The organism is Rhodomicrobium sp. R_RK_3, from assembly GCF_002198715.1.
Taxonomy (GTDB): Bacteria; Pseudomonadota; Alphaproteobacteria; order Rhizobiales; family Rhodomicrobiaceae; genus R-RK-3.
Window position 1 is genome coordinate 114,223 of sequence record NZ_MWLK01000022.1, and the last position, 18,120, is coordinate 132,342.

Annotated in this window: 19 protein-coding genes; 7 read left to right on the top strand and 12 right to left on the bottom strand. The window is 65.7% G+C overall.

The window, feature by feature from the left end; all coding sequences use genetic code 11:
• Positions 1-36: 36 nt before the first annotated feature.
• Positions 37-1,518, bottom strand: coding sequence for a pilus assembly protein (locus tag BLEFHOIH_RS12975; protein ID WP_170937140.1), 1,482 nt, complete (start codon positions 1,516-1,518; stop codon positions 37-39).
• A 266-nt stretch (positions 1,519-1,784) separates the two neighbouring features.
• On the opposite strand from BLEFHOIH_RS12975, the gene BLEFHOIH_RS12980 reads away from it, so the two are divergent.
• The 3 genes from BLEFHOIH_RS12980 (at position 1,785) to BLEFHOIH_RS12990 (ending at position 3,580) form a co-directional block, all read left to right on the top strand.
• Entirely contained in the window at positions 1,785-2,315 is a 531-nt protein-coding gene (locus tag BLEFHOIH_RS12980) for a TadE/TadG family type IV pilus assembly protein (protein ID WP_170937141.1), read from the top strand.
• 21 nt (positions 2,316-2,336) lie between these two features.
• Positions 2,337-2,885, top strand: coding sequence for a TadE/TadG family type IV pilus assembly protein (locus tag BLEFHOIH_RS12985; protein WP_170937142.1), 549 nt, complete (start codon positions 2,337-2,339; stop codon positions 2,883-2,885).
• A gap of 83 nt (positions 2,886-2,968) precedes the next feature.
• The gene (locus BLEFHOIH_RS12990; RefSeq protein WP_088346080.1) at positions 2,969-3,580 is read left to right on the top strand and encodes a DUF2239 family protein; all 612 of its coding nucleotides are present in this window, start codon (positions 2,969-2,971) and stop codon (positions 3,578-3,580) included.
• 603 nt (positions 3,581-4,183) lie between these two features.
• Here BLEFHOIH_RS12990 and BLEFHOIH_RS12995 read toward each other — a convergent pair.
• Complete coding sequence (locus BLEFHOIH_RS12995; protein WP_088346081.1) at positions 4,184-5,353, bottom strand: mandelate racemase/muconate lactonizing enzyme family protein; 1,170 nt, start codon at positions 5,351-5,353, stop codon at positions 4,184-4,186.
• Between the two features lie 352 nt (positions 5,354-5,705).
• Between BLEFHOIH_RS12995 and BLEFHOIH_RS13000 the strand changes: the two genes are divergently transcribed.
• The 3 genes from BLEFHOIH_RS13000 to BLEFHOIH_RS13010 all read left to right on the top strand — a co-directional run bounded on the left by BLEFHOIH_RS13000 (position 5,706) and on the right by BLEFHOIH_RS13010 (position 7,705).
• A complete protein-coding gene (locus BLEFHOIH_RS13000) occupies positions 5,706-6,449 on the top strand; it encodes an MBL fold metallo-hydrolase (protein WP_125461692.1) in 744 nt (247 codons plus the stop codon).
• 17 nt (positions 6,450-6,466) lie between these two features.
• Entirely contained in the window at positions 6,467-7,105 is a 639-nt protein-coding gene (locus tag BLEFHOIH_RS13005) for a uracil-DNA glycosylase family protein (protein WP_088346262.1), read from the top strand.
• A gap of 105 nt (positions 7,106-7,210) precedes the next feature.
• A complete protein-coding gene (locus tag BLEFHOIH_RS13010; protein WP_088346264.1) occupies positions 7,211-7,705 on the top strand; it encodes an Lrp/AsnC family transcriptional regulator in 495 nt (164 codons plus the stop codon).
• On the opposite strand, the gene BLEFHOIH_RS13015 is transcribed toward BLEFHOIH_RS13010, so the two are convergent.
• The 7 genes from BLEFHOIH_RS13015 to BLEFHOIH_RS13045 form a co-directional block, all read right to left on the bottom strand.
• A complete protein-coding gene (locus BLEFHOIH_RS13015; RefSeq protein WP_170937143.1) occupies positions 7,689-8,642 on the bottom strand; it encodes a CHAD domain-containing protein in 954 nt (317 codons plus the stop codon). The two genes, BLEFHOIH_RS13010 and BLEFHOIH_RS13015, sit on opposite strands and share 17 nt — an antisense overlap.
• A 116-nt stretch (positions 8,643-8,758) precedes the next feature.
• Positions 8,759-9,343, bottom strand: coding sequence for a thiamine phosphate synthase (locus tag BLEFHOIH_RS13020; RefSeq protein ID WP_088346087.1), 585 nt, complete (start codon positions 9,341-9,343; stop codon positions 8,759-8,761).
• Positions 9,333-10,121, bottom strand: coding sequence for a thiazole synthase (locus BLEFHOIH_RS13025; RefSeq protein ID WP_088346089.1), 789 nt, complete (start codon positions 10,119-10,121; stop codon positions 9,333-9,335). Before BLEFHOIH_RS13025 ends, BLEFHOIH_RS13020 begins: the two co-directional genes overlap by 11 nt.
• A gap of 2 nt (positions 10,122-10,123) precedes the next feature.
• Complete coding sequence (gene thiS / locus BLEFHOIH_RS13030; protein ID WP_088346091.1) at positions 10,124-10,321, bottom strand: sulfur carrier protein ThiS; 198 nt, start codon at positions 10,319-10,321, stop codon at positions 10,124-10,126.
• Positions 10,299-11,306: an FAD-dependent oxidoreductase gene (locus BLEFHOIH_RS13035; protein WP_348626052.1), complete on the bottom strand. Its 1,008-nt coding sequence runs from the start codon at positions 11,304-11,306 to the stop codon at positions 10,299-10,301. The genes thiS and BLEFHOIH_RS13035 overlap by 23 nt, the downstream gene beginning before the upstream one ends.
• A 1,018-nt stretch (positions 11,307-12,324) precedes the next feature.
• Positions 12,325-13,131, bottom strand: coding sequence for a TorF family putative porin (locus BLEFHOIH_RS13040; RefSeq protein WP_088346095.1), 807 nt, complete (start codon positions 13,129-13,131; stop codon positions 12,325-12,327).
• Between the two features lie 375 nt (positions 13,132-13,506).
• On the bottom strand, positions 13,507-14,481 hold the full coding sequence (locus tag BLEFHOIH_RS13045; protein WP_088346266.1) for an alpha/beta hydrolase: 975 nt from the start codon (positions 14,479-14,481) through the stop codon (positions 13,507-13,509).
• A 249-nt stretch (positions 14,482-14,730) separates the two neighbouring features.
• Here BLEFHOIH_RS13045 and BLEFHOIH_RS13050 point away from each other — a divergent pair, with 249 nt between their 5' ends.
• Entirely contained in the window at positions 14,731-15,213 is a 483-nt protein-coding gene (locus BLEFHOIH_RS13050; RefSeq protein ID WP_088346097.1) for an Hsp20 family protein, read from the top strand.
• Positions 15,214-15,555: 342 nt separating this feature from the next.
• Here the strand turns inward: BLEFHOIH_RS13050 and BLEFHOIH_RS13055 are convergent, their stop codons facing one another.
• The 3 genes from BLEFHOIH_RS13055 to BLEFHOIH_RS13065 all read right to left on the bottom strand — a co-directional run bounded on the left by BLEFHOIH_RS13055 (position 15,556) and on the right by BLEFHOIH_RS13065 (position 18,110).
• Complete coding sequence (locus BLEFHOIH_RS13055) at positions 15,556-16,782, bottom strand: class I SAM-dependent RNA methyltransferase (RefSeq protein WP_088346099.1); 1,227 nt, start codon at positions 16,780-16,782, stop codon at positions 15,556-15,558.
• A complete protein-coding gene (locus BLEFHOIH_RS13060; protein ID WP_088346101.1) occupies positions 16,772-17,521 on the bottom strand; it encodes a TlyA family RNA methyltransferase in 750 nt (249 codons plus the stop codon). The genes BLEFHOIH_RS13055 and BLEFHOIH_RS13060 overlap by 11 nt, the downstream gene beginning before the upstream one ends.
• A gap of 202 nt (positions 17,522-17,723) precedes the next feature.
• Positions 17,724-18,110: a cupin domain-containing protein gene (locus BLEFHOIH_RS13065; protein WP_088346103.1), complete on the bottom strand. Its 387-nt coding sequence runs from the start codon at positions 18,108-18,110 to the stop codon at positions 17,724-17,726.
• Positions 18,111-18,120: the final 10 nt, after the last annotated feature.

An 18,120-nucleotide genomic window follows, 5' to 3' on the forward strand; every position in this document is an offset into this window, starting at 1 on the left:
GGCCTTGCTTGCGCGGCAGCGCTCGGGCAGCGCCGCCTATTGCGTGAGGCGAAGCTGGTTGAGGCTGGCGGCGATGGCGGCGAACGCGTTTTCCAATGACTCGGCCGTCGGGGAGTTGAAGAAGTTCTTCGGCTCGCTGGCGCAATCGCGCATGCGGTTCAAAATGTCTCCCGAGACATTGAAGGCGATGCTGTAGACGACGATGTCCTGGTCGCCGTCATCATCATCCCAATTCTTTTTGATGTTGGTGCAGACCTCGTTCATTTTCGCGTCCAGGCCCGCATTCACGCTCGGGCCGATCTGGGCGTTGTCGCGGTTGCCCTCGCCATATGAGGAGAAAAAGCCGCTGACATTGTTCGCCCCATCCGACAGCACGACGATCGCCTTTACGGTGTCGGGCGCGCTGTAGGGGGCCCCCTCGGTGAAAGGCGCCGTCGGCGAGATTACGCGCCACCCCCAGGCGAGCCCTTCCGGAATATTGGTGCTGCCCTCGGCGACCATGTTTTTGATCGCGGTCTGAATCACGGCTTTATCGCTGGTCAGCGGCTGCACCCGGGCCGCCGGACAATTGAAGTTTTGATCGTCACCCGTGTCGCCCCGGTAAGCGTTTTTGCGGCTGCCGTCATAGGGGTTGAAATAGGCGGAGAACAGCGTGTCGGCATTGCCCGGGGCGGGCGCCGTGTCGTCGGTGTCATAGGGATTGGCGCGCGATCGCAGGCAGCCTTTCCAGTAGGTGCCGATCTGGCCGCCCGTTCCCATCGTGCCTAAAACGCTCCAGGTGCTTTCGGGGGGCGTCTTGCCTTTGTCCAGATCCGAGAAGAGGGCGTAGTTGAGCGCCGCCGGATGAACCCGATCGAGTTGATTGAGGGCAGGCGCAGGGTTGGGAGCGTCCCAGCCGGCGACGGCATAGGCATCCTTCACATTGACCCCGCCGGTAAACGGCACCAGCCCGATCTTGACGCGATCGGAATCTGCTGGAATGCCGGTGAACAGCGTGTCCACCAGCGTATTCGCCGCCGACCGCAGGGACTCGATTTTGGCCGGCTCCCCGACGCCGGGACGGTCATTCATCGACCCCGAATTATCCAGCACCATCACCACTTCGAGCTTCGTGTCCCTGCGCACGACGGTGGAGCTGACATTCACGGTCAGGGAATTGACGCCGGCAAGCCCCATGAAGGCGGTCGGCACGGTGGCGGTCGCGGTGACGGTGACGGAATCGCCGTTTCGGACGGCGGTCGAGCCGGTGAGGTCGCCGATCGCGGCGGCGGTGTAATTGGCCCGGATATACTCCTCCGCCTTCGCCTTCAGTGGACCCGGCTCCTTGATCTGCGGCAGCGAGCCGAGGGCAAGGGCGGCGCTGTCGACAGCGGCGGTCAGTTGGCGCTTCACCACCAGCGACTGGCTGAAATCGATCACCAGCGCGATGATCATCAACAGCGGCAGCACCACCAGCGCGAACAGGATCAAGACCGCGCCGCGTTCGTCACGCCGCCAGCGCCGGATCAACCGGCACAATATCCCCACCATCTTTGCCCCGGCGCATGGCGCCGGCCCCTACCCCAATGAGTTTACATAACGCAAAGCGAAGGGGTTTCCAACCCAACTGAAAGGGGGCGGGTGTACCTCCGATGGCTATTCTGGTATCCGCCCCGTGCATTGCGCCCGACCCGGCTTGCGGCTAAAACAATCCATAATATCGGTGGGCAAGGCGTTGAGACGGGGGTCTGACGATGAGCGCAAGCGGATTGGGGTCCGGGCGGAGCGCGGGGAGGGTTGGGCTGTTGCGCCGGCTGCGGCTCCGGCGTCTGCGCGGCGAGCGCGGGGCCGTGATGGTCGAATTCGCGCTGATCGCGGTGCCGTTCCTTTTGATGCTGTTCGGCACGATCGAGGTCGGGCTGGTATTTTGGGGCAATTACGAGCTCGAAAACGCCACCGAGCAGGCGGCGCGCGAGATCCGCACCGGGCAGGTCGCCGCCGCCAATATGCGGCGCGGCGCGTTCAAGGCGCTGGTCTGCAGCCGCGTGTCGCTGCTCGCCCAATGCGAGGCAAGGCTCAAGGTCGACGTCCGCAGCTTCACCAGCTTCGCCGAGATGCAGCGCGCGGTCGTCGAGCCCTCGACCGATTCGGATGGCGAGCTGCTGAATGACGGGCCGTGGGGCCCGGGCGGTCCCCGCTCGCTGGTGCTGGTGACCACGTTCTATGAATGGCCGCTGATCACGCCGATGACCGCCGCCAGCCTCTCCAACATGGGAAGCGGCAACCGGCTGCTGCGCGCCTCGGCCGCGTTCCAGAACGAACCTTGGCCGGGCTAAGCGTCGCCGATGGGGGTGGGGATGAGGCTCGGGGAACGGTTCAGGCGGGCAGGCCGCGCGCTGCGGGCGGGCGAGGACGGCCTCGCGCTGATCGAGTTTGCGCTGATCTTCCCGATCATGATCATCATGTTCATCGGCATGGTGGAATTCGGCGAGGCCTTCTCGATCAAGCGCAAGGTCGACAATGTGGCGGCGACGGTCGCCGATCTGGTGTCGCAGCGCGCCTCGGTGACGAGCCAGGATCTCGACGACATCGTGACCATCGCCAACCAGCTCATGCGGCCCTATCCCACGACGGGCTTGCGCGTGCGGATCATGTCGGTCGTCGCCAACGCCCAAAATACCGCGACCACCGTGCTCTGGAGCAGCGGAGCCGGCGCTCCCGCTGCCGGAAGCGCCTACGCGTTGCCGAGGGCGGGGCTGACCGAGGCCAATTCGAGCATCATCGCGGTCGAGGCCGAATATGAGAATTTCCGGCCCGCGCTCAGCCATTTCATCGGCACCATCGACATTTCCGGCAACGCCTTCTTCCGGCCCCGCCTCGCCCGCGTGGTGACCAAGACGAATTGATCGCGGGAATAATACCCGGGTAATATTGACGGCGCCATTTCATCCGGGTAAAACCCTCCGATCCGAGCGAGGAGAGGGCTATCATGACCACGCAGCGAAACTATACCGCCTTTGACGGCACGCGATGCATTGCGTCGGGCGGCTTGGAGGAGGTCGCCGCCAGCGCGAAGGCGGCGCTCGACGCCGACCAGATGGCGCAAATCCTGATCTTCGACGATCGCTCCGCCGGTATTGTCGAGCTGGATTTTCGCGGCAGTGTCGCGGCGGTGGTCGCGCGCGCCGGCCAGATTCTGTCCGCCGACGGGCCGGACGGCGGCGCGGCGGAGACGGAGCCGGGCGCAAAACGGCCCGGCCGCCCAAAACTCGGCGTGACCGGGCGCGAAGTCACCTTGCTGCCGCGCCACTGGGACTGGCTGAACGCTCAGCCGGGCGGCGCGTCGGTGGCGCTGCGCAAGCTGGTCGACGAGGCCCGCCGCGCCCATGAGGGCCGGGACCGCATCCGCGCCGCGCAGACCGCCGCCTACCGGTTCATGACCGCGATGGCCGGCAACCAGCCCGGCATGGAGGAGGCCACGCGCGCCCTGTTCGCCGCCGATGCCGGGCGCTTCGCCGCGCAGATCGCGAACTGGCCCCGCGACCTGCGCGACTACGCCCAGCGCCTCGCCGCCCCCGCGTTCCAGAGCGGGATCGCATGAGATGGAAGCGGCAGGCGGCGTTTTCTCGGCCTCGCCCTGCGCCGCGACTAGCCCTCTCCCATGGGAGACCTTTGCAAAACTTCGATTCCTTCGCCCCGGCCGTTAGAGCCGGGGCCCACTCGCCTCTCCACTTGCCGCAGCAATAGCGGAAATATGATTGGGTCCCGGCTCGGCCTGGCGGCCGTCCGGGACGACGGGGAGAGGACCTTCGATATGCAAAGGTCTCCATGGGGAGAGGGCGGCGCGCGCCAGCGTGCCGGGTGAGGGGGTAATGCCTATCGGTGAGGCGAGGTTGTGCCCTACCGATAGGGATTACCCCCTCACCCTAACCCTCTCCCCATGGGAGAGGGAACTCGGCTGAGGCTTGGATTTACGGGCTTGGGTTCTCTCTCCGTCTGAACCGGCCCCGCCTTGGAAAAACCGATCGGATCGCAGCGGCGGCACCACGCCTCACCGGACAAACATGTGCCATCCCTGCGAAAGCGAGGAGCCAGTAAAAGGCCAACCCTTGCGGCGGTCTCTGCGCTAGACACGATTGCTGCGGCGTAACGGGTTCCCGCTTCCGCCGGGTATGACAGTATCGTCGCGCGGCAGGCCCGCGCCTCAGGTGCCGGTGGCTTCGCGCATGGTCTTGATCAGCGCGGCCTTTTCCTCGAAGCCGACGCCCGGCGCTTGCGGCAGGCTGACATAGCCGTCCTCGACGCGGATGCCGTCGGCAAAGCCGCCGAAGGGCGCAAAAACCCCCGGATAGCTCTCATTGCCGCCCAGATGCAGCCCGGCGGCGATGTTCAGCGACATCTGGTGGCCGCCATGCGGGATGCAGTTGCGCGAGGAAAAGCCGTAATCGGGCAGCAGCGCCAGCGTACGCAAATATTCGACGAGGCCGTAGGAGAGCGCGCAGTCGAATTGCAGCCAGTCGCGGTCCGGGCGCATGCCGCCATAGCGCACCAGATTGCGGGCATCCTGGTGCGAGAAAAGGTTCTCGCCCGTCGCCATCGGGCCGTCATAATGATGGGCGAGCTCGGCCTGGAGCGCGTAGTCGAGCGGGTCGCCGGCCTCCTCGTACCAGAACAGATCGTAGGGCGCCAAAGCCTTGGCATAGGCGACGGCGGTCTCCTGGTCGAAGCGGCCATTGGCGTCGACCGCCAGCTTCTTGCCCGAGCCCGTCACCGCGATCACCGCCTCGATGCGGCGCAGATCGTCGGCCAGACTCTCGCCGCCGATCTTCATCTTCACGACCGAATAGCCCATGTCGAGATAGCGGCGCATCTCGTCCTGCAGCGCGGTGTCGTCCTTGCCGGGATAGTAATAGCCGCCGGCGGCATAGACGAAGACCTTCTCGTCCGGCTGGCCGTCGCCATGGCGCTCGGCGAGCAGCCTGTAGAGCGGCACGCCCGCGATCTTGGCCACCGCATCCCATACCGCCATGTCGACCGTGCCGACGGCGACCGAGCGCTCGCCGTGACCGCCCGGCTTTTCATTGATCATCATGGTGCGCCAGATCTTATGCGGGTCGAGATTGTCGCCCGCCTCGCTCAAGAGGCTTTCAGGCGCGGCCTCCTTCAGGCGCGGCAGGAAGCGCTCGCGCAGCAGGCCGCTCGCCGCATAGCGCCCGTTCGAGTTGAAGCCGTAGCCGATCACCGGCTTGCCGTCCTTGACCACATCCGTCACCACGGCGACGACGCTCGCCGTCATTTTGCTGAAGTCGATGAAGGCGTTACGGATTTCGGATGCGATCGGCACGACGGCCTCGCGGATCTCGACGATTTTCATGCGGCAGTCTCCGTTCGGTTCGCCTTCGACCTTGCCGGGAAAGCTGGCGCGGTCAAGCCCGGTCGGGCGCGGACTTGCCGCAAGCTAGCACGGCGATCATGCTGGGCGGCCTGCAAATCCCGCAGTTCAGAAATGCCACAAGCGGACGCAATTCGAACCGGCACATAATTCAAATGCAAGGTTTCGGATTTACAGCGGCGGGGAAAAAAAATCTAATAATGCCGGTCGTTTGGCCCGTAGCGTCGCTGCGGGCGGGCGGCTGGCGGACCGGCACGGCCTGCGGCGGATCGGGGCGAATTTCCGCCATCGGTCCGGCCAGGGTGGTGCCGGCTTGGCAAATCGTGAGAATGTCATGCGACTGACTGTCATTGGCTCGGGCGATGCGTTCAGCTCGGGCGGCCGCTTTCCGAGCTGCTACATGCTCGAAAGCGGCGGAACACGATTTCTGCTCGATTGCGGTCCGGCGATCTTGCCTGCGCTGAAGCGCGCCGGCCTGTCCTCAAATGATTTCCCGCATATTTTCATCAGCCATCTGCACGGCGACCATATTGGCGGGCTGCCGTTCCTGCTGCTCGACGCGATCTTTCCGGCGGCGCGCCAGGAGCCGCTGACCCTGATCGGGCCGCCCGGCCTCGAAGCCCGCTTCCGGCTTGCCTGCGAAGTGTTCTATCCGCGCTCGCTGGACATGAAGCGCGATTTCGAGCTGCGCTTCATTGAAGTCAGCGCCGGGGTGCCGGCCACCATCGGCGGCGTCCAGCTCATGCCCTTCGAGGTGAACCATTATTCCGGCTCTCCCTCGCACGCGCTGCGCTTCCTGATGGACGGCAAGGTGTTCGCCTTTTCCGGCGATGCGGGCTGGTCGGACAATGTGGTCGCGGCGGGCAAGGACGCCGATCTCTACCTGATCGAGTGCTATCAATATGATTTCAAGCTCTCGATGCATCTTGACTATCTGACCATCGCGCAGCATTTCGACCGCATCGGCGCCAAGAAGCTGGTGCTCACCCATATGAGCGAGGCGATGCTGGCGCGGCATGGCGATGTGGACGGGCAGCGCTGCCTGATGGCCGATGATGGCATGGTGATCGACTTTTGACGGTCCAGGACGGGTTTTTGGACGAAACCGGGCTCGGCGAGCCGCTGGCGGCGCTTGCCCGGCGCATCCGCGCCTGCCGGATCTGCCGCGACGCGCCGCGCGGCGCGCCGCTGCCGCATGAGCCGCGCCCGGTCTTCCGCATCAGCCGGACGGCGCGGCTGTGCATTTGCAGTCAGGCGCCGGGCACGCGCGTGCACGCCTCCGGCACCCCCTTCACCGACGCCTCCGGCGACCGGCTGCGCGACTGGCTGGGCGTGACGTCCGACGAGTTCTACGACGTCAGCCGCATCGCCATCGTGCCGATGGGCTTCTGCTTCCCAGGGCTCGATGCCAAGGGCGGCGACCTGCCGCCGCGCCGGGAATGCGCGCCCGCCTGGCGCGCGGGCCTGTTCGAGGCGTTGCCGCAATTCGAGCTGGTGGTGCTGGTCGGCTCCTATGCGCAAAGCTGGCATCTGGGCGGCCGCGTGAAGGGCTCGCTGACCGAGACCGTGGCGCATTGGCGCGACTATCTCTCCCCCGGGGGCGGCACCAGCTACCTGCCGACGCCGCATCCGTCCTGGCGCAACAATGGCTGGCTGCGGCGCCAGCCCTGGTTCGCGGCCGAGGTGCTGCCTTACCTGCGCGCGGAAGTCAGACGGCTGCTTCTCCCCGCCTGAGTTGCCGTAGCAAAAAAATCCAAATTCCTTGGAAACTCGCGGCGGACATGCTTATTATTGCCGCGAATGTGGGGCTTCACGCAATTCTATGCTCATAGGGCGCTTATGGTCGATGCGATCGATATCAACATCCTGCGCATTCTTCAGCGCGACTGCACCGTCTCCGTCGCCGACATCGCCAAGGAGGTCGGGCTGTCGACGACGCCCTGCTGGCGGCGCATCCAGAAGCTGGAGCAGGAAGGCATCATCGAGTCCCGCGTCGCGCTCCTGAACCCGAAAAAGGTCGATGTCGGCGTCACCGTCTTCGTCGCCATCACCACCAGCGCGCATAATATGGAATGGCTGGAGAAATTTCACGCCGTGCTGCGCGATTTCCCCGAAGTCGTCGAGGCCTACCGGATGAGCGGGCAGGTGGATTATCTGTTGCGCGTCTGCGTGCCCGACATCGAGAGCTATGACCGCTTCTACAAGCAGTTGATCGAGCGTATCGCGCTGAACGATGTCAGCTCCAGCTTCGCCATGGAGCAGATCAAATACACGACGGCCTTGCCGCTGGGCTTCGCCGAGAACCGGCTGGAGCCGGTCAGCGCAAAGCAATGACGTTGTCGGAGGTCTCGTCGTCGCCGGCCAGATCCTGCTTGTCGATGCGCGAGGCGGTCGCCCAATAGGCGCTCAGCCGCGCCGAGAGCGACGAGGGCTTTTCCGCCAGCAGCCGGGCGCCCATGTCGCGGGCGACCTCGCGCAGCAGCGATTGCCGCCGGCGGCAAAGCGCCTCGAAGGCCAGGAGGTCGGGCTCCTCGCCAAGCGGCTCGGCTTCGGCGCGGGCCAGTTCGACCAGCACCGAGAGATCATGGTCGTCGCCGAGGATTTCGGAGAGCGCGCGGGCGAGCGCGATATGCGGGCGGATGGCCTTGGGCCAGGCGGGGGCGACCAGGATCAATTGCCGCCAATGGCGCTGGACATATTTGCGCCAGTCGTGGAAGGCCTCGTCCTCTTCGAGGCGATAGGCCCGCTCGAAGGTCCGGCGCGCCTTGCGGTAATCGGTCTCCAGCGTCGCGGCGATCACGGAAAACCCGTCATGCTCGAGCTCGAGCTCGGCAAAGCCTTGCCGCGCCTCCCGCAACAGCTTGCGGGTCTGGGCGGCGCCGGAGGCGTTGAGGCTTTTCTGGGCGGCGGCGCACCGTGCCTCGAAGCGGGCGCGCAGGGCGGCGCAGATCGCGGAACACTCCCCGGCTTCGTCATAGGCTTCCAGCTTGGCGATGGTCTCGAGCGCGGCCTGGATTTCGCGCATGCCCGACAGCAGCTTGGCGATCTGCTTGATCTGGGCCTCCTGGCGGCGGAAATCCTCTTTGCGCATGGCGGGCTTGACCAGATGCAGCAGCGCCCTCAGCCGCTTCATGGCCTTGCGGGCCTCATGCACGGCGTTGCCATTGCGGGCTTTGGGTGAGAATCCCTTCAGGACACGGTCGATTTGATCCGTGCCGACCTGTCTGACACTGTCGGTGACGGGCTGTCCGGGGTTGAGGCGGTACGCCATGATACTCGTTATGTTGGAGAACTCGGGGAAGCAATGGTACGTGAAATTACTGTCACGTACCATGAGTGGGATTGCTTAGGGTAAGCGGGGTTGCCTTGGGGCCTTGCGGACTTCGCTCACATGGCGAGCCACTGGGCGATCCGGCCCTCCGGATCGGGGCTGGCGACGATGTCGCTGACGACGGCGATGCTGTCGGCCCCGGCGGCGAACACGCCGGGCGCGCGCTCGAGGCTGATGCCGCCAATGGCGACCAGCGGGCAGCGGATCAGGCTTTTCCATTCGCCGATGCGGGCGAGCCCTTGCGGGTCGTATTTCATGACTTTGAGCGTCGTCTCGTAGATCGGGCCGAGCGCGACATAATCCGGCTCTGCCACGAGCGCGATGCGTAACTCCTCGTGCGTATGCGTGGAAATGCCGAGTTTCAGGCCGGCCTTGCGGATGGCGGCGAGATCGGCGTCGGCCAGATCCTCCTGGCCGAGATGGATGTAATCGGCGCCGAGCGCGATGGCCTCGCGCCAGTAATCATTGACGATGAGCTGGCTGCCATGCGCCTTGCACACGGCAAGCGAGGCCGCGATTTCCCGCGCGATGGTCGCGGCATCGGCGTCCTTGACGCGCAATTGCACGGTCTTCACGCCGAGCGGCACGATGCGGGCGACCCAGGCGGCATCGGGGACGATGGGGTAGAATCTATCGGGCATGGCTGAAATCGAAGAACGGCGTGCCGGCGACCGGCGTCGAGGGGGCTGCCATGTCGCGGCGCGGCATAAGCCCGGCCTCAAAACCCATGCGGCCCGCCTCGACGGCCTTGGCGAAGGCGGCGGCCATTTGCGGCGGGTCGGCGGCCTTGGCGACGGCGGTGTTCAGCAGCACGGCGTCATAGCCCATCTCCATCGCCTCCGCCGCATGCGACGGCGCGCCAAGCCCGGCATCCACCACCAGCGGGACGCCCGGGAAATAGGCGCGCAGCGATTTCAGTCCGCCCGGATTGGCGAGCCCCTGGCCGGAGCCGATCGGCGAGGCCCAGGGCATCAGCACCTCGCATCCGGCGGCGAGCAGCTTTTCGGCCGCGCTCAGATCCTCGGTGGTGTAGGGGAAGACTTTGAAACCCTCGGCGCTGAGCGTTCCGGCCGCGTCGACGAGGCCGAACAGGTCGGGCTGCAGCGTGTCGTCATTGGCGATGACTTCCAGCTTCACCCAGGGCGTCTCGAACAGCTCGCGGGCCATCATAGCCGTGGCGATGGCCTCCTTCGCCGTGCGGCAGCCCGCGGTGTTGGGCAGCACCCGCACGCCAAGGGCCTGCACCAGGGACCAGAATTGCTGGCCGGTCTTTTCGCGCGCGCCCTCGCGGCGCAGGGACACGGTGACGATCTCGGCGCCGGCGGTTTTGACGGAACGCTGGAAAATCTCGGGCGAGGGGTAAAGCGCGCTGCCGAGGATGAGCCGCGAGGCAAAGCTCTCGCCGTAAAATGCGACCATGGTCAGCCTCCCTGCCGGGGCGCGACGATTTCGACGCGATCCGCCTGGCTGATCGGCGTTGCGGCACGGCGGCCGGCGGGGACGAAATCGCCGTTGAGGGCGGTCGCGACCTTCATCTCGCCATAGCCGAGGCTGCTGCACAGCTCCTGCAGCGTCCTGGCGCCGGTCTCGCGCGTCTCACCGTTCACAATAATCCTCAAGGAAGACATCCTGCCGCGTGGTCCCATCCTTTATATAGTGCGCGACCAGCGCCGCAAGAGAGGGCGCCAGCAAAAAGCCGTGGCGGTAGAGGCCGTTCACCAGGATTCGCCGGCCCCGCAAGGTGATCCGGGGCATATTGTCGGGGAAGGAGGGGCGGACATCGGCGGCGAAGCGGAGGATGCGCGCCTCGCCGAAAGCCGGGTGCAGCGTATAGGCAAGGCCCAGCAGGTCGAGGGCGGAGCGGACGGTCGCCGGACCCCGGTCGCCGCTTTCGATGACGGTCGCCCCGATCATGAAACGGTTCTCGGCCCAAGGCACGACATAGAGCGGAAAGCGCGGATGCAGCAGCCTGACGGGGCGGCGCAGCGCGATTTCATCGGTTTCGACGACCAGCATTTCGCCGCGCACGCCGCGCAATTCGGGCAGGTCGGGGCTGGCGGCGATGCCCCGGCAGTCGATGACGTGGTCGTATGAGCCGGGCTCGGCCTCGTCCCAGCGCGCGCCGAATTCGACACGCGCGCCCGCCTCCTGCGCCAGACGCAGCAGCGCCGGCATGGCGCGGCCCGGCTCGACATGGGCCTCTGACGGGTAGAACAGCGCTTGCCCGTAGCGCCCGGCGAACGCGGGCTCCAGCGCCGCGACGCCGGCGCCGTCGAGCCGTTCGAAATGCGAGGTCATGCGGGCGAAGCGGGCAAGCTCGGGCAGGTCGCGCGGGGCGGCGAGGATGAGGCTGCCTTGCTGGCGGGTCTCGGGATAGAGCGCGCGCCACAGCGGCAAGGCCTGCAAGCCCAGCTCGGCGATCAGCGGCTCGGCACTCTCTGATTCGCAGTACGGGGCGAGCATGGCGCCGGCAAGGCGGCTCGCGGCGTCGGCGAAAGGCTCGGCCGAGCGCTCGACCAGCCGTACGCGGTGGCCCGCGCGCGCCAGGGTCAGCGTCTGCCAGAGGCCGGTGATGCCCGCGCCGGCGATGAGGATGTCTGCCAATTTCGCGCCTTTCGGTTGCTCGCGCGCCGCAACCATCAGAGGGCGGCGGTGACGCCGCGTCAACCCCAATGGCTCGCCGTGGTTGCTGGCTTGCGCGGGGTGCATATCGCGAGGGCTGGGTAGGGGACCCAATCGCCCCGTATGCCTGCGAAATCTCCCGCGAGGGTGGGATCCAGTATTCACGGCCACGAAAGCGGCGCTCTGCCCAACGACTCGCGCTGCGGCTACGACAAGGAAATTGAGGTCCTCACGCCGGAGCGGTTTCGTTCTGGTCGGAAGCACCGCGCCTCGCCTCGCCGCAGCTAAACCCTTTCCGAGGGGAGAGGGTGGCACGCGAAGCGTGCCGGGCGAGGGGTTGCGGACTCAACGGCTCGCTCACGAACCCCTCACCCCAGCCCTCTCCCAAGGGAGAGGGGGTCCGGCTGCGGATCGTGGAGAGGTAGACCCTGCCCGTGGCTATCGAAAGCGACCCTGCCTTAGGCCACCCGTTTTTGTCATCCCGCGAAGGCGGGGATCCAGTAATCCCGGTGCGTAGGGTGGGACCGTGCCTTTGGTTCTGGCGCTGCGGCGTACTGAATCCCCGCCTTCGCGAGGATTTCGAGAAAGCGGAGTGTCTTCGCCCGGCAGGCTCCGCCGGCGCGTCTCAATGGTCGTCCGCAAAGGAAAAGAGGAGCAGGCAGGGTTGGCTGAACGCCCGGTCATCCGGGGGAAGATGACGTTCGGGCTTCGGCTTTGCGGGAGGTGCGCCGCACCAGGTTCCTCGCGCATGAGCCGTTCGGCGGGGACAAGCCTGCCTGCTCTCTTTTAAGGGGCTGTTCAGCGGATAAGGGGTGTCCGTGACAGCTCTGAACGTTGACCGGAGCGGGGAAACTCACTGCGTCTCTGTTCTGCATCCGTTCTAGAAAATCGCGGCTGAGTCGTCAAGCGGGAAACGGTACAAAATGAGAACATACGGGGTTGTGCATAGCATTCCCGTTCGCCCGCACTTCGAGACCGCCCGGTCCCTTGGCAGCGCTCGCTAGTAGTTGAACTTCACCGTGCCGACGACCCGGTTGTCGGCCAGCGAATTGTCGAAATCGTCGCTGTCGTCGACGTCGGTGCCCCAATAGCGCACATCCACCGTGTAATGTTCGCGGAAGGTCTTCGACAGGCCGACATTCCAGTAGACATATTGGTCGTCGCCATAGAGGTCCGCGAAGGCGCTGTCATTGTCGTTGCTGATGATGGTGCCGAGCGTGCCGCTGAGGCTCAGGCCCCAGAACGGCAAGGGCATGGTGGCTATGCCTTCGAGCGTCCAGGTGGCGCCGGTCTCGGCATAGAAATCCGGGGAGAAGTAGACGGCGCCGGTCACGGCGACCTCGCGCCAGACCTTGGCGCCTGCCAGCGCCTTGATCTCCACATAGTCGAGTTCGACGTCGAAATTATTGTTCGGGTAATAGTAGTAGATCACCCCGACATCGAGATCGACGCCGTTCCAGGACTTCTTGATGCCGCCATAGAGATCGATCTCGATATTGCCGTCGGAGGTCAGCTCGTCGACGCTCGAGGCCCAGACGCCGGCGTAGAACCAGCGATAGGCGAGGTCGGCGCCGGCGAATACGGCGGGGCCTTCATCGCTTTGCGAGAAGCCGCGGAAGACGTAATCGGTCGTCAGGCCGCCATTGACGGTGAGGGTGTGATCGGGCGCGGGGGCCGGCGCGGCGGGGGCGTCCTTGGTGCTGCCGCCGGCATCGTCCGCCATGGCGGCGCCGCTCAAAACCACGAGTAGCGCGCCGCCCAAAAAGCTGGCGCGAAGCGTCCCGAATAGGCTGTTCTGCTCTTCCATTGCGATGGGTCCCCTTGATCTTGCGCGGCTTCCAGTCCGGACGCGAACGCCTGACTTCGAATGGGTCCCTCCGGTTGATTCGCCGGGGCAATTCGCCGTCAACAAGGCCGATCATTCATCCGAAGCTTGCGGCAGGCCGCAGCGCGGGCGTTATTCACATGCGGGGCGTGTATTTGTGGCAAAGCCAACACAGAGCTTGCGGAAATCCGCTCAATTCGAGCGATCTGCCCAAAATGCAGGCGGCAGCGAAGGATAAAATCGAAGGGGTGACAGGCGCTTATGGCGGCCGGCGGCGGGCCCGCGACGGGTGATTCGTAAAATTCGACCGGCCGGGTTAACGCTTGGCTCCGCCCCGCGTGCAAGCGGCCCGATGGTCTAAAGGCCGATCTGGCTTTCGCTCATGGTCCGGTTGGAGCCCGGCACATAGGCGTCGAAGGCGGCCCAGAACTGGTCGCGGATTTCGGCCCGCTCCTGCAGGATCTCGTGCCGCGCGCCGGCGATCACCAGCAGGCGGCAGGTCTTCACCTGACTGGAGAACTGTTCGATGATGCGGGTCGAGACCACGGTGTCATTGCCCGCCGCGACGATCAGGATCGGCACCCGGATGGCGGAGGCGAAGCCGAAGCTGTTGATATGCATGATGGAGCGGGCGGCGGCGTTCAGCCAGCCGATGGTCGGCGAGCCGAGCGTCAGCCAGGGCGCGGTTTTCAGGATCTCGCGGACGCGGTCGAGGCGCAGCGGGTCGCTGGTGTGCTGGGCGGCCTCCGGCAGGCGCAGCTCGAACGATTCCGGCCGGCCGCCCGGCACGTAGAAATCGCCGCCGCCGAACAGCACCAGCGCCTCGATGAAGGCGCGCAGGAACGGGCGCTTGGTCATCTCGGGATTGATGTCGATCATCGGCGCGCTCAGCATGATGCGGTCGAACCAGCACACTTTGGTGAGGGCCGAGCGGAGCAGGATGTGGGCGCCCATGGAATGGGCGACGCCGTAGAACGGGGCGGGGCAATCGGGCAGCACGATCTCGGCCATGAACTGGCGGAGATCATTGTCGTAGTCGGCGAAATCCTCGACATGGCCCTTGCGCGGATTGCGGAGCAGGCGGTCCGAGCCGCCCTGGCCGCGCCAGTCCATCATGGCGACGGCGAAGCCGCGCCGGCGCAGATCGGTGATGGTCTCGAAATATTTCTCGATGAACTCGCCGCGCCCGCCGAACAGGCAGACCGTGCCGAGCCGCTTATCCGCCGTGCGCGGCCACAGCGCATAGCGGATCTTGACGCCGTCGCGCGCGACGAAACTGCCGGGCACCGCGCCGTTCGGCACCGGATTGCGCGCTATGCCCACGAGTTCCATGGCCCGATCATCCTCAAATTTGCTGGCGGAACCATAGTCCAATGCCGGGGCGCGGCTCAAGCACCGCGCCTCACATTGCCGGCCCGGGACCGGGAATATGAAGCGCATTTTTTGCATTTCGGGCTCTTGAAAGCCGTTTTGGCCCGACTAAATTTTTGACTGCACGCCGGTATCGGGTGCGCAAATCGTGAGCGAAAGCCTGGCCGTTCCGGCAGGCAGCTCCATGTCGCTTCAACAGGAGGATGTGTGATGAGACGTTTTGATCTGACCCCGCTCTATCGCCAGTCGATCGGCTTCGAGCATCTGGCCAATCTGATCGAGCAGATGGCCTCGAGCGAGGGCGACAGCGGATTTCCGCCTTATAATATCGAACGGCTCGGCGAGAACGAGTACCGCATCACCCTGGCGGTCGCCGGCTTCTCCACCGAGGACCTGAACATCGAGGTGAAGGAGGGCACGCTGTCGGTGCGTGGCGAGAAGCAGGCCGACACCGGCAACCGCGAATATCTGCATCGCGGCATCGCGGCCCGCAATTTCGAGCGCCGTTTCCGCCTCGCCGACTATGTCGAGGTCGGCAGCGCGACGCTTGAGCACGGCTTCCTGCATGTCGACCTGAAGCGCGAGATCCCCGAGGCGATGAAGCCCCGGACGATTGCGATTTCCAAGGCCGCGCCGAATGGCGGCGTCCGCAAGGTCGATGCCGAGCGCGAGAAGGTCGCGATCTCGGCGTAAGCATCGCCGGCAGAGATGAAGATGCGCCCCGCCTCGGACCTGAGGCGGGGTTTTTGTTGGCCGGACGTTAGCAGCCGCCGCGACCGAGGTCCTCGATTGAGATGACACCGGAGTCTCCCCTCGTCGTCCCGGACGCCCGTCACGGCGAGCCGGCACCCACTGGCAGACCAGCGGGCATGGTGCTCGCGGAGAGGCGATAGCGGAAATATGATTGGGTCCCGGCTCGACCTGACGGCCGTCCGGGACGACGAGGAGAGAGTTCATACGATACGCAAATGTCTCCCATGGGAGAGGGAATTGGGCCGTGGAGACGGGCTAGGGCGGCCGCATCGTCACGTCCCACTATTTCCGGCCGAAGACCGCGACCAGCTCGACATGGGCGGAGTAGACGAACTGGTCGATGGGGACGAGGCGCTTCAGCTTGAAGCCGCCTCCGATCAGGGCGCGGGCGTCCGCTGCAAAGCTCGCTGGATTGCACGAGACCGCGATCACGGCCGGTACGCGCGATTTGGCGAGTGCTGTGGCTTGGGCGAGTGCGCCGGCGCGGGGCGGGTCGAACAGCACGGCGTCGAAGGCGTTCAGCTCGGGCGGCGAGAGCGGCTCGCGCATCAGGTCGCGGGCGAGCGTCTTCACCGGCTTTATACCCTGCGCCCGGCGGGTGGCGGCGTCGAGGGCGGCGAGCATGGTGCGGTCGTGCTCGACGGCGGTGACGGCGGCTTTCCGCGCCAGGGCGAACGTGAAGGCGCCGAGGCCGCAGAACAGGTCGGCGACTTTCTTGGCCTTGCCGATGGACCCGACGGCGATCTCGGCCATCGCCGCTTCGGCTTCGCGGGAGGCTTGCAGAAAGGCGCCCGGCGGCAGCTCGACGGGGATTCCGGCGAAGCTGATCTGCGGCGTTGCGAGCCGGAGCAGCAAGTCCTTGCCGGCAACGAGCCGGGCGATGCCGAGCGCTTCGGCCGCCTTGCCCAGCGCCGGGGTGAAGGCGCGGAGCTTGGTCTCGGTCTTCTCGATCAGCAGATCGAGGCCGTTATCGCAGGCCGTGACGACGATGCGCGCCTCGCCCTCGGGCAGGAGTTGCCGGAGAAAATCCCGCAAACCGGGCAGGGCGGTTTCGAGGCGCGGCAGCAGGATGGGGCATTCCGCGATGTCGACGAGTTCGTGGCTTTGCGCGCGGCGGTAGCCCAGCGCCAGCGCGCCGCCGGATTTGATCGCGGTGAAGGTGGCGCGGCGGCGGGTATGCGGGCCGAAGGCGCGGACGGGTTCGGGCTCGAAGGCGATGCCTTCCAGGCGCAGCGCTTCGGTGACGCGCTGGCGCTTCCAGTCGAGATAATGCCGCCATTCGAGATGCTGCAAGGCGCAGCCGCCGCAAAGGCCGAAATGGCGGCAGACCGGGGCGATCCGTTCGGGCGAGGCTTGCAGGATTTCAAGGAGGCGGCCGCGGTTGCCGTCGATCTCCGCGGCGATGCGTTCGCCGGGGAGGGTGAACGGCACGTAGACCGGGCCGGATTCGGTGTCGGCGATGCCGTCGCCCTGATGGCCGAGGCGCGCGATGGTGAGGTCACGGCGCATAGCGGGCGCCCAGCAGATATTCGGCATTGCCGGATTGCCCGGCGATGGGCGAGGGGATGGTCGCCCCGACGCGCCAGCCCGGTTGCGCGGCGATGAAGGCGATCACATTCTGCAAAGCCGCTTCGCGCGCGGCCTCGCTACGGACGATGCCGCCCTTGCCGATATTCTCGCGCCCCGCCTCGAATTGCGGCTTGACCAGTGCGATCAGCCACGCGCCGGGGGCTGCGAGGGCGAGCGCGGTCGGGAGTGCCTTGCTCAGGGCAATGAAGCTGACATCGGCGGTGATGGCGTCGATGGGGGCGGGGACCAGTTGGGCGTCGAGGCGGCGCGAGTCGGTGGCTTCGAGGTTCGAGATGCGTGGATCGGCAGCAATGTCGGGGTGAAGCTGGCCGCTTCCGACATCGACGGCATAGACGTGACGCGCGCCGCGCCGCAGCAGGATCTGCGCAAAGCCGCCGGTCGAGGCGCCGATGTCGAGCGCGATGCGGCCGTCGCATTCGAATGCGAAGGCGTCGAGCGCGGCGGCGAGTTTCAGCGCCCCGCGCGAGACATAGCCGCTCCAATCCTCGTTCACCGCGATTTCCGCGTCGGGCGGCAGGTCCACCCCGGCGCGCGTCTCGACCTTGCCCGCGACCAGCACGGCGCCGCGCTTGATGAGATCCCGCGCGCGCGAGCGCGTCGGGGCGAGGCCGCGCAGCGTCAGCAATTGGTCGAGGCGGGTTTTCGGCGACGTGGTCATGGCATTCCAAACGGAGGCGTGGCGACGGCGACTGCACGCTTCCGATTGAAACCGTACGGTCGAGAGACTGGTCCGGTCAGGTCACCTTTTTCGAAATCCCCGCGAAAGCGGGGATCCAGTATTCACAAACTCAGGATCGACTTTCTGCCTGAACCCTGGCGCTGCGGCGTCCTGGATCCCCGCCCTCGCGGGGATCTCGGATTTAGATTGTCGTGACCCCGGATCCGCCGAGCTGATCCTCGAGCGATTTCGTGCGCTCGGTCACGACATCGCCGGTATGGGCGGTGGTGACCGTCTCGATCAGCGCGATCCAGCATTCCTCTTCGGCCACCGGATTGTGCATGACCCCCTTGGGCACGACGTGGAAATCGCCCTGGTTCAAGGTCACGGCCTTGTCCTCGTACTGAATCACGAGCCGGCCCTTGACGATATAGAAGAGTTCGTCCTCGGCATCGTGCTTGTGCCAGACCAGCTCGCCCTTCAGCTTGGCGACTTTGACATATTGATCGTTGACGCGCCCGACGACGCGCGGCGACCAATAATCGGTAACCTGCTCCAATTCGCGGGCGAAATTCACGGCCTGTCCCATGCCTGTGCTC

Coding starts and splice junctions, on each gene's coding strand:
- BLEFHOIH_RS12985 (WP_170937142.1), top strand. CDS start 2,337: ATGAGGCTCGGGGAACGGTTCAGGCGGGCAGGCCGCGCGCTGCGGGCG.
- BLEFHOIH_RS12990 (WP_088346080.1), top strand. CDS start 2,969: ATGACCACGCAGCGAAACTATACCGCCTTTGACGGCACGCGATGCATT.
- BLEFHOIH_RS12995 (WP_088346081.1), bottom strand. CDS start 5,353: ATGAAAATCGTCGAGATCCGCGAGGCCGTCGTGCCGATCGCATCCGAA.
- BLEFHOIH_RS13000 (WP_125461692.1), top strand. CDS start 5,706: ATGCGACTGACTGTCATTGGCTCGGGCGATGCGTTCAGCTCGGGCGGC.
- BLEFHOIH_RS13010 (WP_088346264.1), top strand. CDS start 7,211: ATGGTCGATGCGATCGATATCAACATCCTGCGCATTCTTCAGCGCGAC.
- BLEFHOIH_RS13015 (WP_170937143.1), bottom strand. CDS start 8,642: ATGGCGTACCGCCTCAACCCCGGACAGCCCGTCACCGACAGTGTCAGA.
- BLEFHOIH_RS13020 (WP_088346087.1), bottom strand. CDS start 9,343: ATGCCCGATAGATTCTACCCCATCGTCCCCGATGCCGCCTGGGTCGCC.
- BLEFHOIH_RS13025 (WP_088346089.1), bottom strand. CDS start 10,121: ATGGTCGCATTTTACGGCGAGAGCTTTGCCTCGCGGCTCATCCTCGGC.
- BLEFHOIH_RS13040 (WP_088346095.1), bottom strand. CDS start 13,131: ATGGAAGAGCAGAACAGCCTATTCGGGACGCTTCGCGCCAGCTTTTTG.
- BLEFHOIH_RS13045 (WP_088346266.1), bottom strand. CDS start 14,481: ATGGAACTCGTGGGCATAGCGCGCAATCCGGTGCCGAACGGCGCGGTG.
- BLEFHOIH_RS13050 (WP_088346097.1), top strand. CDS start 14,731: ATGAGACGTTTTGATCTGACCCCGCTCTATCGCCAGTCGATCGGCTTC.
- BLEFHOIH_RS13055 (WP_088346099.1), bottom strand. CDS start 16,782: ATGCGCCGTGACCTCACCATCGCGCGCCTCGGCCATCAGGGCGACGGC.
- BLEFHOIH_RS13060 (WP_088346101.1), bottom strand. CDS start 17,521: ATGACCACGTCGCCGAAAACCCGCCTCGACCAATTGCTGACGCTGCGC.
- BLEFHOIH_RS13065 (WP_088346103.1), bottom strand. CDS start 18,110: ATGGGACAGGCCGTGAATTTCGCCCGCGAATTGGAGCAGGTTACCGAT.